Source organism: Flintibacter sp. SJQ-8 (assembly GCF_054108085.1).
This window is the reverse complement of record NZ_JBPJWR010000016.1, coordinates 220,957-235,554: the sequence shown is the minus strand read 5'-3', so window position 1 is coordinate 235,554 and position 14,598 is coordinate 220,957. Positions and strand designations below refer to the sequence as shown.

General features: G+C 52.6%; 21 protein-coding genes. All 21 read right to left on the bottom strand.

Features of this window, described 5'->3' with window-relative positions:
• Nucleotide 1 precedes the first annotated feature (1 nt).
• On the bottom strand, nt 2-442 hold the full coding sequence (locus ACSAMP_RS12630) for an XF1762 family protein (protein WP_457800688.1): 441 nt from the start codon (nt 440-442) through the stop codon (nt 2-4).
• Nucleotides 443-469: 27 nt separating this feature from the next.
• Nucleotides 470-1,399, bottom strand: coding sequence for a type II secretion system F family protein (locus ACSAMP_RS12625; protein ID WP_457800687.1), 930 nt, complete (start codon nt 1,397-1,399; stop codon nt 470-472).
• On the bottom strand, nt 1,396-2,772 hold the full coding sequence (locus ACSAMP_RS12620; protein ID WP_457800686.1) for an ATPase, T2SS/T4P/T4SS family: 1,377 nt from the start codon (nt 2,770-2,772) through the stop codon (nt 1,396-1,398). The genes ACSAMP_RS12625 and ACSAMP_RS12620 overlap by 4 nt, the downstream gene beginning before the upstream one ends.
• A complete protein-coding gene (locus tag ACSAMP_RS12615) occupies nt 2,762-3,517 on the bottom strand; it encodes an AAA family ATPase (RefSeq protein WP_025544398.1) in 756 nt (251 codons plus the stop codon). Before ACSAMP_RS12615 ends, ACSAMP_RS12620 begins: the two co-directional genes overlap by 11 nt.
• Entirely contained in the window at nt 3,507-4,382 is an 876-nt protein-coding gene (cpaB, locus tag ACSAMP_RS12610; RefSeq protein ID WP_154238253.1) for a Flp pilus assembly protein CpaB, read from the bottom strand. The genes ACSAMP_RS12615 and cpaB overlap by 11 nt, the downstream gene beginning before the upstream one ends.
• Before the next feature lie 18 nt (nt 4,383-4,400).
• Nucleotides 4,401-4,847: a prepilin peptidase gene (locus ACSAMP_RS12605; protein WP_457800685.1), complete on the bottom strand. Its 447-nt coding sequence runs from the start codon at nt 4,845-4,847 to the stop codon at nt 4,401-4,403.
• Nucleotides 4,844-5,563: a DUF3848 domain-containing protein gene (locus ACSAMP_RS12600; RefSeq protein WP_055180697.1), complete on the bottom strand. Its 720-nt coding sequence runs from the start codon at nt 5,561-5,563 to the stop codon at nt 4,844-4,846. Before ACSAMP_RS12600 ends, ACSAMP_RS12605 begins: the two co-directional genes overlap by 4 nt.
• 106 nt (nt 5,564-5,669) lie before the next feature.
• A complete protein-coding gene (gene dcm, locus ACSAMP_RS12595) occupies nt 5,670-7,127 on the bottom strand; it encodes a DNA cytosine methyltransferase (RefSeq protein ID WP_006354131.1) in 1,458 nt (485 codons plus the stop codon).
• A gap of 8 nt (nt 7,128-7,135) precedes the next feature.
• Complete coding sequence (locus tag ACSAMP_RS12590; protein ID WP_457800684.1) at nt 7,136-7,618, bottom strand: DUF3849 domain-containing protein; 483 nt, start codon at nt 7,616-7,618, stop codon at nt 7,136-7,138.
• Complete coding sequence (locus ACSAMP_RS12585; protein ID WP_006354129.1) at nt 7,618-7,941, bottom strand: hypothetical protein; 324 nt, start codon at nt 7,939-7,941, stop codon at nt 7,618-7,620. The genes ACSAMP_RS12590 and ACSAMP_RS12585 overlap by 1 nt, the downstream gene beginning before the upstream one ends.
• 12 nt (nt 7,942-7,953) lie before the next feature.
• Nucleotides 7,954-8,163 carry a mercury transporter gene (locus ACSAMP_RS12580; protein WP_087182907.1) on the bottom strand — a complete coding sequence of 70 codons (210 nt, stop codon included), beginning with the start codon at nt 8,161-8,163 and terminating at the stop codon, nt 7,954-7,956.
• An 11-nt stretch (nt 8,164-8,174) separates the two neighbouring features.
• Nucleotides 8,175-9,011 carry a conjugal transfer protein TrbL family protein gene (locus tag ACSAMP_RS12575; protein ID WP_021632268.1) on the bottom strand — a complete coding sequence of 279 codons (837 nt, stop codon included), beginning with the start codon at nt 9,009-9,011 and terminating at the stop codon, nt 8,175-8,177.
• Nucleotides 9,012-9,081: 70 nt separating this feature from the next.
• Nucleotides 9,082-9,360 carry a SpoVG family protein gene (locus tag ACSAMP_RS12570; RefSeq protein ID WP_087182908.1) on the bottom strand — a complete coding sequence of 93 codons (279 nt, stop codon included), beginning with the start codon at nt 9,358-9,360 and terminating at the stop codon, nt 9,082-9,084.
• 60 nt (nt 9,361-9,420) lie between these two features.
• Entirely contained in the window at nt 9,421-9,684 is a 264-nt protein-coding gene (locus ACSAMP_RS12565; protein ID WP_025544405.1) for a DUF6133 family protein, read from the bottom strand.
• Between the two features lie 77 nt (nt 9,685-9,761).
• Nucleotides 9,762-10,124, bottom strand: coding sequence for an Mbov_0395 family pilin-like conjugal transfer protein (locus tag ACSAMP_RS12560; protein ID WP_025544406.1), 363 nt, complete (start codon nt 10,122-10,124; stop codon nt 9,762-9,764).
• A gap of 17 nt (nt 10,125-10,141) precedes the next feature.
• Entirely contained in the window at nt 10,142-11,707 is a 1,566-nt protein-coding gene (locus ACSAMP_RS12555; RefSeq protein ID WP_457800683.1) for a VirD4-like conjugal transfer protein, CD1115 family, read from the bottom strand.
• A gap of 12 nt (nt 11,708-11,719) precedes the next feature.
• Complete coding sequence (locus ACSAMP_RS12550) at nt 11,720-12,169, bottom strand: TRAG family protein (RefSeq protein WP_087182911.1); 450 nt, start codon at nt 12,167-12,169, stop codon at nt 11,720-11,722.
• A complete protein-coding gene (locus ACSAMP_RS12545) occupies nt 12,166-13,215 on the bottom strand; it encodes a DUF7768 domain-containing protein (RefSeq protein WP_457800682.1) in 1,050 nt (349 codons plus the stop codon). The genes ACSAMP_RS12550 and ACSAMP_RS12545 overlap by 4 nt, the downstream gene beginning before the upstream one ends.
• Nucleotides 13,216-13,325: 110 nt before the next feature.
• The gene (locus ACSAMP_RS12540) at nt 13,326-13,940 is read right to left on the bottom strand and encodes a hypothetical protein (protein ID WP_025544409.1); all 615 of its coding nucleotides are present in this window, start codon (nt 13,938-13,940) and stop codon (nt 13,326-13,328) included.
• Nucleotides 13,941-13,949: 9 nt separating this feature from the next.
• Complete coding sequence (locus ACSAMP_RS12535) at nt 13,950-14,318, bottom strand: hypothetical protein (RefSeq protein WP_006354119.1); 369 nt, start codon at nt 14,316-14,318, stop codon at nt 13,950-13,952.
• Complete coding sequence (locus ACSAMP_RS12530) at nt 14,311-14,595, bottom strand: aldo-keto reductase family protein (protein WP_087180016.1); 285 nt, start codon at nt 14,593-14,595, stop codon at nt 14,311-14,313. Before ACSAMP_RS12530 ends, ACSAMP_RS12535 begins: the two co-directional genes overlap by 8 nt.
• Between the last annotated feature and the right edge of the window lie 3 nt (nt 14,596-14,598).

The window sequence follows — 14,598 nt, the reverse complement described above, 5'->3', positions numbered from 1 at the left end:
GTCACCTCAATTCTTTGTAATAGAGCCGTTTGGGGCCGGTGTTACGGCTGTCGGCTCTGGGGCGCCCCGGCACATTCCAGTTCCCGCCGCCTCGCAGTCCCGGCGCACATTGCCAGCCGGAAGCCCGCAGGCTGGCTCCATTTTCGGTTGCAAGGGTGTAGGTGATGATTTTCTGATAGCCCATCAGTTTCGCAATCCGGGCGCACCGGCTGCAAAGGAAGCTGCACCCGTTGGCAATACCATCGGTGCAAAGCCGGGTCACTTCCGCTGTTTTCCCATCATCCAGTCGGCGGGCAACGGGGCGCCCCACAATCGCAACTCCATGAACGACGTCCAAATCATCTACGACAGCCACACAGAACTTACAGCCGCGCACCTGTCCGCTGTGCCGGTGATGCGCCAGAACAAACGCATTGGCGTCCCGCAGGGAGATCGGTAGCACTCTCGATGGTATCACCTCCTGATGGGATCAACGCTTGTACTCTACGGGCTTGGTGAGCCGGATCACCGCCGCAAAGGAGATCAGCAGCACCAGCAGACACACCGCCAGAATCCCTTTGCCAAAGCCCGTATTTACAAGCACATCGTACCAGTCTTTATTCAAGAAGTATAACAATGGGATGTTGCCAATGAGCAGGAATGCCATTGTGATAAATTCTTTGAAAGGCTCATAAAGCAGATAGTCCAGTTCCGCCGCAACAATCCGCATATCCGAGAGTTTCCCGATGATCGGGGTGAGCGTGCTTTTCAGGCTCTTATCGTCCTGACAGGCAATAGCGGCATCCACCCATTCCCGAAACACATAGTTGTCCAGCTTGGGCTTCATGTTGGAGAGCGCCTGTTTCACATCGGCGCTTATCATATTGGTTTCGGCCAAAAAGCCTCGGAACACATCAGCCACAGGCGGGTTCAGGTAATGAATGTTTTCTTCCACAGCGGTTATCATGCTCTCGCTGCGCAGATAGGAACTTGTGATGATGGACAGTCCGGTTTCAATCTCGTTGTTCATCAGCTTTTTATAGCTGTGAGAGGTGAACAGAACATACCAGAATGGGAGCAAGCCCATTCCGGCCGCCAAAACCGGCAGCATAAAGTAGTTCTGAATTACAATACAGATCACAGCGCCCATTGCCGCCAGGAACAGCGAGAAAGCGCAGACGGCGGCAAACTTCCCACCCTTTCCGGTGAGGATCAACATCTCCCGTGCTTCCTGCACGGTTTTACGGATGCCCTTCGGCTCTTTGGGGTGGTTGACCTGCTGGATTCGCTTGGAAATCGGCTGTCGGCGCCCGGAAAGCGGCTTGGTCAGTTCCTCCGCAAATGTAAAGGGGGTCATGCCCAGAATCAAGAAGATGCCGGTCAGCATCCCGACAAAGGCCAGCAAAATCAATACAATCACGCAGTTTCCTCCTTTCCGGTATCCAGTTTTACACCGCCACCGGCGATACGCTCCAGCAGACGGGGCGGCATACCGTTCTCCAAAAGCCGCTTTTGCAGGCTGGCCGAGATCGTGGATACCTTTTGAAACTCGCCATGCACCTTTACCTTGCCATCTTCGATAGAGGTTTCCGATACATGATAGCGGTAAAGGGTGTGGAGCTGCCGGGTGCCGTCCTCCAGAATCTCACATTCGGTGATCTCCATGACACGGCGGCTGTTGTCCTCCAGCTTTTTCACAAACAGAACGATGGGAAACGCTTCTGTCACCAGGTTATACAGGGTTTTGTCACCCATATCGTATTTCTGGGTACACAGCGTTACCATGCGGTAATAGGTAGCCTTGCAGCTATTGGCATGGGTGGTGGTGATAACTGCGTGGCCGGTGCGGGCCGCCTCTTGTGCGGCGAAAGCCTCGGCCGATTTCATCTCACCGACACACACAATGTCCGGGTTACAGGTCAGGGCAAACTCCAAAAGGCGCTCCTGATCGTAATTCTGCTTGGGATCGTCAGAAAAACGGGTAACGGTATGGACCACATTGTTGATGACATTTCCTTCTGCATCCTCTTTCACAAGGTCAAATTCGCGGCACCCGTTTTCAATGGTGAAGATTCTCTTTTCGTTGGGAATGGTGGAGAGAATCCAGCTCATCAGCGTGGTTTTACCGCTGCCGGTGGAACCAGTCACACAGATGGACAAACCGAACCGGAGAACTTCGGCCAGAAAGTCCAGCATTTCGGCGGTGGCTGTCCCGTAGCCAATGAAATCATCCCGGCTCAACTGCTTGGGATTCACGATACGGATGGATGCAGCCACACCTTTTTCTTTGTCCGTGAGCGGATTGCCCAGAACCGTGATACGGATTTTATTGGAGAGATGGCCCACCACACCCGGCTGACTGTTATCCAGAATCATGCCGGACTTATGAAGGAGTCTGCGGATTACATCAACAGCGTGCTGTGGGGTCTGGAACCGATCTTTGGTGGGAACCACACGCCCGTCCGCATAAGTGATTTTCACATCTTTCCACGAATTGATGTTAATTTCCTCCACATCATTTGCGAAAAGATAGGGCGTCAAGAAGGAGAACTCGGCCATTTCCGTATAGAGTTTGTCGATCAGTTCCTCATGGCTCATGCCCTCAACGCCCAGACTGTAATCGTTGAGATACTTTGCGATGTATGCGGTGATCTGCTGGTGCTGCTCCTCCGGGTTATCGGTAATCAGGGTCGAATACTTGCTGGCGAGATATTCCTGAATCTCCGCCAGCACTTCGGGAAATGTCCGCTTGTTCCTGCTGGTATTGAAGAACAGGTCAATATTACTTGCCATCTCCGAACACCTCCCCGGCAATAGCGGCAATGACCGGCTCATAGGTCTTGGCCTCTTTACCGGAAAGCGGTTCCAGCAGTTTCAGCGTCGCCGCCTGTTCCTCCAACGAAGGAAGATACGGCAGCCGGTATTTCACACCGCCAAAGGAGTTCTCGTATTCGCTGCCACCCTGATAAGGGCGCGTGTTGGACAGCACCTTGATGTGCTGTTCCGGTTTGAACTTTCTGTCAGCAACCAGCGACAGATAGGACGAGAAGTAGGAGATGGCCTTCAGGTCACAGCTGCACACCCGCAGCACATCATCCGCCACCTCCAGTGCGGTGGTCGCCAGCACATTGCCGGTCAAAAGGCTGGTGCAGTCCACAATCACATAGTCTGCGATGTGCCGCAGCAGGACCAGCATATCCACCGCCTTTTCCTTGCTGTACTCCGCATGGGTAAAGACATTTTCACCGGCCTTGTAGCCCAGAAAGCTGATATAGGGGTTTTTCTCACAGGGAACGCAGGTCTTGAGAACCTGTTCCTGCGTCATTCCGGGAGCCGCCAGCAGTTCGCCTACGGACACATCCGGCAGTTTCTTCTCGCTGACCACAGCCGGAAGCGTGGGCGCCGTCACATCGGTAAACACCAGCACCACATTTTTCTTCCGCTTGGACAATTCCAGGGCCAGTTTGACCGCAGTTACGGTTTTACCGCCCCCAGGGCTGCCCCACACAGCAAGCATCTGTTTCTGCTTATTCGCCATCGGTATTCTCAACCTCCTGTTCCTCTGCGGGTTCATTGCCGGCCGCATTATCACCGGTGTTGTCGGCCACATTGTTATCACCGGATACCTCACCCTGTTCGCCATCCTGAGCTGCGGTATCTTCCTCCGGCTCCACAAAGAACTGATCCTGAGCTGCCAGGAACTTTTCGGCGTTCTCACGGGTTCCACGGTACACAAACGCCAGGTGCAGACTGTTGGATTCCTCCAAATGCGCAAGGAGTTGTGCCTGTTCGGTATTTACCAGCAGGGTAATGGTGGACGGGAGCGATTCTTCGGGATTTTCTTCCTCGTCATCCTGGGGCGCCTGATATTCCTTGTCGGCGCCGGAACTCTGTGTTGCGGCCAGGACCTCTACATACTTGAGTTCCGGGGGCTGGGTGGTTTCCCCGGTGTCCTTATCGGTTGCAAAGAGCATGATGATGTCACCAGCTTCCACCTTGCCGGAACCACCTTTGGCAAAGGTGGGAATGGTAACGGAGATCGCCACTTTGGAACCGTCCAGCTTGGTCAGGTACTCGTATTGAGTCAGTGGTTCAGAAGAAAGCCAGCCGGTGTTTACATCTGTGTTTTTGCGAAGCTCTACATCGGTATATCGGCCTACTACCTCGTCAAGTGATGTGGCAATGGCGTCAGACATACCGGACGCGCCTCTGGTGTAGACCTCAACCATATCCGCCGTGATATAGGTGCCACGGGGAATCACCTCGGCTTTCACCCGTACCGCTTCGGTCTGGGCCTTCAAACCCGCATTGAAAAGGGGCGTGATGCCAAAGCAAACCAGGACGGCCAGCAGGATACAAACCGCACCGATAATCGTCCGGTTTCTGAAAATATTCTTGTTCAAGTTGATACCTCCATTTGTTCAGATTACAGCGGCCGCAGCCGCCAGCCAATAAGCAGTTACGCCGCCAATGCAGAAGAATGGGGCAAGTGGCAGCCGGATGGAAGAAAAGTCCTGCCTGCGTACTCCAAACAGCATCACTCCTGTAAGCACGGCCAGGATCAGAGATAAAATGCTGTGCAGCAAACCAGACCACACTCCCAGAACAAAGCCACAAGCCCCCATCAGCTTAATGTCCCCACCGCCAATGGCAAGGGTTTTCCCATGTGTCAGTAATGCAGCCAACAGGTACGGACCTCCCGTAACAAGAAGCCCCGCCACAGAAGCAGCGGGGCGCAGCTCTATCAAGCCACAAACTAAAATCATGGCCGGAATCAGATTGGGAATCTCTCGTTCTTTCATATCCCAGAGCGCAGCACAAGCCAACAGCAGGCCAAATACCACGCCTTTTACAATCAGAGGATTCATGGCTCCATATCACCGACCCACTCCAGATCTGGGTTGTCCAGTATCTCGCTATGCAAATCATAGAAATACCGCAGTTCCGCAGGCGGCTCACCATTGACGTCAAACTCATGGCGGCGAAGTTCATTTAACCGTTTTCCCGCTGCTTGCTTTGCCGTGCTTTGGATTCTGTCTATATCCAGATAGGAGTAATCAACTCCCATCCATTCCGTGTAGAGAGCCGCCAAAGGCTGCGGATAAGACAACAGAGCGTCCGTTTCCCACTCGTCCAACCCTTCCTCCAGATGGCAGAGGAAATCTTCTTTGATGATCTTCTCGTAGGCATGGTCAAGAATTTCTTTAGGCGGCAGGGCGGCGAGTTCTTCCATACGGGCATCAAACTCGGCTTTGGCCCGTTCATAGAGCAGGTCGCCCCGGTACTCGGCACCTTTGTCCTGAAGGAAGTAGTACACCACTTCGCTGATATTGTTCGGATTCATGCAGCGATCCGGGACGGGGGTATTACGGAATAACCATGCCGATTCCAATACATTTTCCATCGCAAGCAGCATATCCCGCTGAATATCGCACAGCGGTATATTTTCCAGCTCTTCTCGGATTGCGAGCATGGTCTGAAGCTGCTCAAAATACGGATCACCGGAAGAAAGTTCCTCCGGCGGTCGGGCAAAGCGATGGATTTCCATTTCCAGCTTTTCTTTTAATGCGTCAGTTTCCAGCATGAATCACCTCCATCACATGATTTGTCGATAGAATACGGCGATGGCGGTCATTGCGACCGCCATGCCGATAAAAATGGGCCACGGGTTCCAATTTTTCTGAAACATCTTATTCTCCACATTCCAATGCCTTCTGTGCGGCAAGGATTTGTTTCCCAATGGCGTAGATTACAGGAACCGTCACGGAATTACCGGCTTGCCGGTATAGCTGATTGTCGCTGTTAACTGCCCGTGCCTTATCAAACATCTCGTCTGTAAAGCCTTGCAGTCGCCAGCACTCACGGGGCGTCAGCCTGCGGATCAGGCCGCACCCGGCAAAAGCTGTGCCTTGATTGCAAGAGGTTTCCAGCGTCGTGGCAAGGTCTTTGCCGACCCGTCCGCGCCGCGTCTTACTCTCCGGGAAAGAGAGGTTGATGCTGTCGCCGCAGCGGGCAATATCATATCCTTTCTTTGTCGCTTCTCGAATCTGCATCCCGTAGGGACACTCATCGCAGTCTTGAAATAGCACTCCATGCCGATCCTGCGCCGTAACAGTGAAAGACGGCTCCCCGCAGTTCTTGATTCTCCGTCCGTTTTGCCGTTTTTCTTCCCGATCTGGGGTCACGACAGCACGGCAGCCATAGAACACCCCGGAACTGCCGCCCCAATTACTGATGGTGCGGTTATAGGCGGAGAGGATGCAGCGGGCTTCTCTGGTGAGTTTCGCCTTCCCGGTGCAAATGTCCACAAAGGACAGAACCGCATCCTTGTCCATCCCTGCGGGAGAGATCAGAACACCGGAATTGTCCCCGCCACGGTTGGTAATGCCGCTGTTATACTTGGCCTTGATGCAGCGGGCATGATCGGTCAGCTTGGGATTACCATTGCAAAGGTCAACGAAATACAGACCGGTCTTTCCTCCCCAGCCACCAGACTGTGCAGCCATTGTTACGCTGATGCCTGCCGGGTCATAGACGCGCTGCCCCTGCATACCACCTATGAGTTGGATAAGAGCTTTGCCACTGCCTGCGGGGACAGGAAATATTTTGGGTCCGCGTCCGGCTCCAGGATGTCGGCAAGCGACAATGAACACTCGCTCTCGATTTTGAGGGGGGCCGAAATACTTTGTATTGAGCAGTCCGTATTCGATATGGTAGCCGAGTGAGGCCAGCGTATCGAGAACGGTCGCAAAGTCCCATCCTCCATGAATGGATAGGAGATTCTTAACATTTTCAAGGACAATCCATGTGGGTCGATTTTCAGGACTTTGGCCTTTGACGAGTTGAGCAAGTGTAAAAAAGAGTCCACTTCTTGCTCCGTCAAGCCCTCGCTGGCGGCCAGCGACCGAAATATCCTGACACGGGAATCCTCCTGCCCACAGGTCTGCTCTGGGGAGATCTGCGGGGGCGACTTTTGTGATGTCGGCTGCATACCATTCATCCTCCTTTACATCGTGAATGGCTCTGTAACTGCGGTCGGCATACTTATCAATCTCACAATGCCCCACACAGCGCATCCCGCATAGCTCAAAGCCCTTGCGGAAACCGCCGATGCCTGCGAAGAAATCCAGAAATGTCATCTGCTCCATCGGCAGCCTCACAGTTCTGCCGTCATATCCTCGTCAAGCTCATACTGCTCGATTTCATTCATGTAGTTGGTTTCTTCCTGTTCGTCCTCAAGCTCCATCAGCTTCACAAAGACGGCGTTAACAACGCACGGATCAATCTCCGTGACATATCGGGTGGTCGGGTCTACCTGATGTGCCTCCCTCGGCTCTCTTGTGTCAGGGAAGTCCGTTTTGCCCGCTCGGTCAAGCACGGCCTGATCGAACCGTGCGTCCCAATCGGAAAACTGGATAGTACGGGACAGCACATACATCGCCCGTTCTGCTCCATAACAGCGCACCAATTCTTCGATAAAGGCGTCCAGTTCACGGGTATTGAAGGCAGTCATGGCCTTATCCTGAATGAAGTTGCGGCAGGACATATTGATGTTGTAGCTGTCACACCAGAGAGCCGCTTCATCCTTTCGGGCGGCTTCCTCCAGCGAGGGGTAGTAGACCGGAATGGTTGCGTACATTATTCAAGCCCCCATTCATCCCCGTAACGATACGGGTAGATTTTCTGTCCGCGCAAAAAGCGAATCAGGTTTTGCACCTGATCTACCACGGACAAATTGCTCTGGTCTTTGGTGGTCATCATCACAGAGCCAAAGATACCGGCCAGGGCCAGGATAACGGTGGTTGTCACATTCCCGGTAAAAAGCCAGGCCAGCGCCGCTATGCCGCCCATCACCAGGGACCCCACAATGGATTGAAAAAGCTGCTTTTTCCCAAAGCCGGTAAACAGTTCGGCCTCCGGCTTCACGCCCAGAGGGATGTAGAGTTTCAAATCTTCGTCCATTTGCACCTCCTGTCAGGAATAATAGTACAGAATCAGGTCTTTGATCTGCCAGATGGATTCTGCGATGATGTAGAAGATCACCGTGTTGCGGGCGCGCTTTTTATACTGCGCTGCTTGTTCCTCGGCTGCGGTCAAACGCACCAGGCAGTAGATGAAACGGGCGACCGCACCAACACGCACAAGCAGGATGATGGCATTTGAAATATCGTCCATTGTCACCATCGGCCATCACCTCACTTTCCCATGCCCTTGACCATCTGCACCAGCCGTACAGAATGGTATGCGTTGTTGACAATGGCGCCGCCGCCACCGCCACCGGTCGTAATGAGGAAGTCCTGAAGGAACTTCGGTGTCCGCACCGCAAGAATCATACAGGCCACGCCCCAGAAGATGTGCATATTCATCATCAGGCCAACCCCCAATTTCGCAAGAGAAACCTGAATTACCACAGAGAGCGCAGACTGGAAGAACTTGCTCATGTAGGGCTTGAATACACCTTTGTCATTGTCAATCAGACCAACGCAGGCCAACGGAATGCCCACTCGCAAGATCAGGATTTCAAGCCCGCGCATCAGGAATTGGAAATACAGAATGAAATAGACGATGACAAATACCAGACCAAAGATGGCCGTCACAAGTCCCATCGTCGAGATGCCGGATACCCAGCCAGCCCAATCGTAAGCGGTGGCAAGGCCGATGGCCTCCAACATTTTATTGCTCATTTCCTCTACAATCGTGGCAAGCCAGTCATACATGGTGGGAAAGCAGATTGCTACCGCCATTGCCTTGAAGAAGTTTGTGAGAATGGCTATGGGTTCTTCATCTGCATCCCCGTCCGACCACAGTACATAGGTTTCAAAGCCTTTTTTCAGGAACTTCAGCACAATCAGGGACACACCAAAGCCGAACACAATGTCAAACAGGGATTGAAACAGATCAACCCCGGCCAAAGTGGACATATACTGCTCTGCATACAGGGTAAGAGGGATGATCCCTTCCATCAGCCCATCAATATAGGCGATTGCTCCATTCAGCAGGGCCACAATCAGCAGCACTAAGATATATTCCAATCAGCAACCACCTCCTTTCTGGGGGCGGCGCTCGGCCGCCCCCAATAGGGATTGGAATATGGGGCAGTAATCAGGACGCAGCAGCTTCCTCGTTCTGCACGGCGGCCTCATACGCTTCCAGCACGGCAGCGGAGAGCTTCGCCCGCAGCTCCTTCGTCATGGGGAAGCAATGCTCCACCCACTCGCCCTTGACATTCCGACGGCTGGGCAGGGACACAAACAGCCCCTTTTCGCCCTCGACAACCCGCACATTCTTCACCAGAAAGCAGTCATCCAGGACCACGCTGCACACCGCCCGCAGCTTGTCGGGACCGGTAAAAGTCTTTTTGATTTCCGCTTTGAACTCCATTGAAAAACCTCCTGTCAAAAATTAGGGCGGGGCCGATGGCCCCGCCGCTGCTTGTTCCGATCAGCCGCCGTAGTTGAACATATCCTTGATGCGCTGGGTGATGGTGGGCAGCACGGTGTCGTCCACGATCAGGTACAGACCGGCCAGGATCAGGGCGCCCAGGACAATGGAGATCAGCACAGTAATCGCCACATCCAGCGTACCCTGACCGGTGCGGTCGGTCAGCGCCTCCGCCGTGCGGTCAGCCAGCTCACGGGCCTTCTGCTTGGCAGTCCAGATAGAAGTCATAGCCTTAACCTGAGTGTTGCGGATGAAGTTAGCCATAGTTTTTTCCTCCTGTTAATAAAATGATTTATTTAGTAAGGCGCGGAAATCGCCTGTACTACGGAATGTATCCCGGCTTACTGGTAGTAGCCGAGAATCAGGTTCAGGGTGGCAGAACCGAGTACGGCGCCAATGCAGGACACCACCGCCACCACAATGCGGTTGTTCCACTTTTTCTGATCCATCTCGTCAGCCATGCCGCGCCGGATGCAGAAATAGATGATAAGCAGACCGGCCACAACCGGCGCCAGAACCATCAGCCAGGTTGTCACATCACCGACCAGTTTCTCGGTTCCCTTGACAATCTGACTGTCCTGCACACCAGCGGCATAAGCCGGTGCGGACATAAAAAAAGAGGCGGTAAGTGTGGCAATACCAACACCTACCGCCCGGACAGTCTGTTTCAGCCTGCCCGCCGTCTGGTTGATTTTCTCTTTCATTCAAAACCTCCTATGAGTTAATCATCATCAAGGCCACCACCCATAGCGCCCTTTTGCTGCGAAAGGCGGCGCATGATGTCCTTCTGGTAGTAAATCCAGATGTTCCACAATGCGATTTCTTGCTTCGTGTCGGTGATGATTGGCCGTTTCTGTTCCCGTTCTTCCCGCAGCCTGCGGTTATGCTCCATATCTCCCAACCCCAACATCTTGTTGAACATCCACTGAGAAAGGTCGGGCGCATACATCATAGCGGGGTGGTCGCGACTGGTGATGATTTGATGGGGACGCTTGACGCGCCGGACCTCATCCGTATTGAGCAACTTTCTCTCGGTCAGGCTGACGCTCTGGGAGTTAGACGGGGTTGTGTATTTTCCGTTGCTGGCCGAAAGCTGGTAACTGGATGTGGTATAGCTGCCGAGTTTATCGGACATCTCCCGCAGCGTTTCCGGGTCATCGCTTTGCAGGTACGCCCAAACCTGACAGTTGCCCTTGATCGTGTTGGCGATATTGTCGCTGTACTTTTCTTTCAGTTGGTCAAAGCCCTGCACAAACAGGGCATATCGCATCCCACGGCCAGCCGCCACGGTCAGTTTGTTGGTCATGTCGCTGATGGGAGTAAAGTTGCCATACTCGTCAAGGATGAAGTTGACACGGCGTTCCAGACGCCCGCCGCGCCGGTCTGCCGCCTCTGCCAAAAGTTCGTATTGCTGCGACACAATGAGAGAAGCAATGGGATAAAAGGTGGTTTTCTCGTCGGGCAGGATTACAAACAACGCCTGCTTTTTACTGCCCATATCTGCAAGGGTAAAATCGCTGGTATGGGTGATAGCGTAGATGGACTTCGAGGTGAACAGCCGCAAGGTGGTCAGGGCAGAGGTATAGAAGCTACCTCTGGTACGGGACGGCGCCACATCGGAAATGCACAGAAGCGCCCGTGCCGGGTGGAATGGAGAGAGCTTCTTGACATACTCCAACAGCGGCATCTTATTTCCGATGGTACGGCACATTTCCGAAATGAACCAATACACATTGGTCATGTTCTGAAATTCCGGCCGTTTTTGATTGTCGCACACCACGCAGAGAATGGCGGCCGCTATGATGGAACATTCACCGTTCGTCCAAATCTTTTCGCCCTCCGGCTTGCCCACCAGATTGTTCGTCAAGTCCCAAGCCAGCATTTCTGCCCGGTCGGTGTCGCCCTCATTGATGGCGTCAATGATGGGCTGGAGCAGATTGTAGCGCATACTCTTTTCGGGGTTCTTGAAGTCCAGCACCAAAACCTCATAACCCAACTTTTTCAGGAAATCAGCGGTGTAGTGGAACAATTCTGCTTTGGGATCGGAGCAAAATATGGATTCTCCGGCAAGTCCCAACAGGCAAATGCTCTCAAGAACCAGACATCTTGACTTTCCTGAACGTGTCGCGCCGACACAGAGCAGGTGGCAGTCATCACCGACAAAATAGATTTTTTCTTTATCGCCCTCCTTTCGCATACCTACCACCACACCGCCTTTTTTCAGCGGAGTACCCGTTCCCAAAGGCTCCAGCTTGGGAATACCTTTGGGATGAAGGTTCAACTTCAATTTATCGCCTCCTTATTTTTCTTTGAGAAAGTCCAAACCATCGTATCCGGTTTCTAAGAGCTGCCGGATCGTCGGGTCGTGCGGGTCAAGAATGTAGCTGTCAAATGCTTTGTCTTTCTCGGAATCGGTCATCCACCGGGCTGAACCATGCTGGTATTGGCCCACGGCTCTGGGTGTCTGAATTTCCGGGGTGATCGTGTCCAGGTCTGATTCATACGGCCTCATGTTGGTCAGGAAGAACATAACCGCCAACACACTTACAAACCCTTGCAGACACAGATACAACATCATGTGCTGGCGGTTGGAAAATAGGCTGGCAAGGCAGTCCCCGATGGGGAGAAGTGAAAGCCGGGTGATCTCTCTTGTCAGCAGACCGTGAACCGCTGTTGAGAAAAACAGGTTGAGAATCGCGCCGGAAACGAAGATCAGCGCACAAACCATCAATTTAGGCTTTGTTTTCATAATTCCATATCATCCTCAACAGCGAAATCATCCAGAAACGCTTCGTTATCCTGATCCTCGGTCAGCTTGATTTCCTGCGGCTCCGTTTTGCCCATCTGCATGGGAATCAGAACCGGCAGCAGATGATCTTGTAAAAAATCAAAATCTACGCATTGGTCAGTGAACATACCAACGGTATTCAGAAACGGGGTATCCAACGGAGTACAAATCATCAGGTCGCCGCGCTCTTTCCCCATCTTCACAATAAAAGATGCAAGATTGACCGGATCGGGGTCCAGGCAGAACGCTTCATGCAGACCGCCCTCCGCAGGGGCATACCCGATTAGAAAAGGATAGCCGCAAGCAGTATGGTTTTGCTTGGCTGCGCTGATAAGTTCAGGGGTGACAAACTTGGTGAGTTCTTCGGCAGCCTCATTCCTGACCGGCTTATCCAGAAGCCATTCTTTCAAACTTTCCGGTTTGACGATGCCACAGAAGTCATGTCGTTCCCAATGAATGTATTTGCCGGTCAACAGGCTTTCTGCATACACGGCCTGACCTCTGGCTCCATAAATACATCCAAAACCGTTACGGGCATACCAGATGGAGTCGTCGGCAGTCATGTCCTTGCCCTTGCTGCTCACCCCAGGTTTGAGAACCAGAAATTGATTTTCGTAGTTGTACTGGCTACTATCGGGGATGCAGTCATTGATGTCCAGAGGGCGATCCGACTGGCGGATCATTTTCTGATTCTTCACCATATCATCGGATACATAGAGAATCGGGAGTTGCAGAAAAGTAGCCAGGCCAATTTCGTCCTTCATTCCCTGAGAGATGGTGTCGCCCATAACCCAGAGTTCATCGCAGCGTTCCAGCAGTTCGTGACCCATTCGCAGACCCTGTTCCCGCTGCTCCGGCACTGCGTCATTCAGATATTGCGTGAAAATCGTGTGCGGCGCCAAGGGAATCACGCCGCAGGATGCCGCATAAGCACAGTAGTCCTTTGCCTTTTCCTTGTTCTTTTCCATATCTCCCCGCAGAGGGGAAGAAATATAGACCAGCCTCAAAATAACACCTACCTTTCCAAATTAAGCCCATCCACCCAACAGATGGACGGTGCAAAAGTCGATGAAAACTGCCCACCGGCCACGGAACATAGCACGCAAACCTCTGAGTTTCAAATTTCCAGATCTTCCTCGTCCTCTAAATCACAGGCGCTTTCCACATCGGAACCGTAATCTGTGAACGGCAAAATGTGTTCTGTGCCGTTCTCAACATTTTCTTCGGATTCATACAGCCCCATATCGGCAAATTCATTGTCGGAAACAAGAGTTCCGTCAACGGTACGGAACATCAGCGGCATATAGTTACTGTCCTCGTAATACAGAAACTCGTTGGTCGCATACGCCAGTTTTGCAATATCGCCGCCGTGAAAAATGAAGTACGGAATCGTTCGTTCCCCGCTGATAGCCGGATATTTTTTGAGTTCATCGAAAAACTCTTGAAGCTCTGGACAAACATAATGAACGGTCAGCTTGCCGGTTTCATTGCGGGAAATGCGTCCGATCACATCTTTCAACGCATGATCGGCAGTCAGTTGATAGCCAGCCCAGGCAACGGCTGTAATTTGGAACGGCGAAACAGCGCCGTCCGTTTCCTTATAAACCTGCGTGTTATCAAAGTCGTACCGGAGCCATTGACACTCCATATCATCATCCGCCTCTTGGCGCGGCGCAATGTCTGCTTCGATGATGAAGTGACTTCCTTCCAGGTCGAAATCCAGGATTTTCATTGTAAACTCCTATCTTTCCAAGTCCAGCCCGTCCAGCTCATAGTCTGAAACAGGCGGTTCAAAGGCCGTATCATAGGCCACATCATCAAGCTGCCGGATTGCGTCCAGACGGGCCGCTGCCTGCGGATCAGTAACAAGTTCCTGTTCCAGCAGGGCGTCCGCAACGATGGCGTTGGAAACCGGGTCGGTAAAACAAAGGTTCTCACCGTCCTGTGCAGCCTGCTCCATCACAGATTCCGGCAGGATTTCTTCGGCAAGGGCCTTCGGCACTTCCAGCCCACGTTTCTTTGTGCCGACAATCTCATAAATGCCCACGGCAATCTCCCCGCAGGTGATGATATTTCCCCAAATATCAGGATTCGGGCGTCCATCACGCATACTTTGTCCCTCCATCTTCCTCATAAGGCATATAGGCTATGACGGTGAGATAATCCGTACCCAGGCGCCGCAAAAGAGCATCCTGATGTTCCATGACCTGATCGACGATATGCTCCGGGCAGTATTTCATCAGGTCAGCTACATATTGCCCCACATCCAAGCCAATAGGATGCGCCAGGTATTCTTCGTCCGTCATGCCCTCAAGCTGCTGGTTCAGCCCGTATTTATACATCAGGAAACGGGCGATAGCGATGGTCTGATTTCTCTTGCTGCTCATTCT

Excerpts from the sequence above, each read along its gene's own strand:
- ACSAMP_RS12535 (WP_006354119.1), bottom strand. The coding sequence starts at position 14,318 with ATGCGTGATGGACGCCCGAATCCTGATATTTGGGGAAATATCATCACC.
- ACSAMP_RS12605 (WP_457800685.1), bottom strand. The coding sequence starts at position 4,847 with ATGAATCCTCTGATTGTAAAAGGCGTGGTATTTGGCCTGCTGTTGGCT.
- ACSAMP_RS12615 (WP_025544398.1), bottom strand. The coding sequence starts at position 3,517 with ATGGCGAATAAGCAGAAACAGATGCTTGCTGTGTGGGGCAGCCCTGGG.
- ACSAMP_RS12590 (WP_457800684.1), bottom strand. The coding sequence starts at position 7,618 with ATGTACGCAACCATTCCGGTCTACTACCCCTCGCTGGAGGAAGCCGCC.
- ACSAMP_RS12530 (WP_087180016.1), bottom strand. The coding sequence starts at position 14,595 with ATGAGCAGCAAGAGAAATCAGACCATCGCTATCGCCCGTTTCCTGATG.
- ACSAMP_RS12600 (WP_055180697.1), bottom strand. The coding sequence starts at position 5,563 with ATGCTGGAAACTGACGCATTAAAAGAAAAGCTGGAAATGGAAATCCAT.
- ACSAMP_RS12585 (WP_006354129.1), bottom strand. The coding sequence starts at position 7,941 with ATGGACGAAGATTTGAAACTCTACATCCCTCTGGGCGTGAAGCCGGAG.
- ACSAMP_RS12570 (WP_087182908.1), bottom strand. The coding sequence starts at position 9,360 with ATGGAGTTCAAAGCGGAAATCAAAAAGACTTTTACCGGTCCCGACAAG.
- ACSAMP_RS12550 (WP_087182911.1), bottom strand. The coding sequence starts at position 12,169 with ATGAAAACAAAGCCTAAATTGATGGTTTGTGCGCTGATCTTCGTTTCC.
- dcm (WP_006354131.1), bottom strand. The coding sequence starts at position 7,127 with ATGGAGCAGATGACATTTCTGGATTTCTTCGCAGGCATCGGCGGTTTC.
- ACSAMP_RS12620 (WP_457800686.1), bottom strand. The coding sequence starts at position 2,772 with ATGGCAAGTAATATTGACCTGTTCTTCAATACCAGCAGGAACAAGCGG.
- ACSAMP_RS12560 (WP_025544406.1), bottom strand. The coding sequence starts at position 10,124 with ATGAAAGAGAAAATCAACCAGACGGCGGGCAGGCTGAAACAGACTGTC.
- ACSAMP_RS12565 (WP_025544405.1), bottom strand. The coding sequence starts at position 9,684 with ATGGCTAACTTCATCCGCAACACTCAGGTTAAGGCTATGACTTCTATC.
- ACSAMP_RS12580 (WP_087182907.1), bottom strand. The coding sequence starts at position 8,163 with ATGGTGACAATGGACGATATTTCAAATGCCATCATCCTGCTTGTGCGT.
- ACSAMP_RS12540 (WP_025544409.1), bottom strand. The coding sequence starts at position 13,940 with ATGAAAATCCTGGATTTCGACCTGGAAGGAAGTCACTTCATCATCGAA.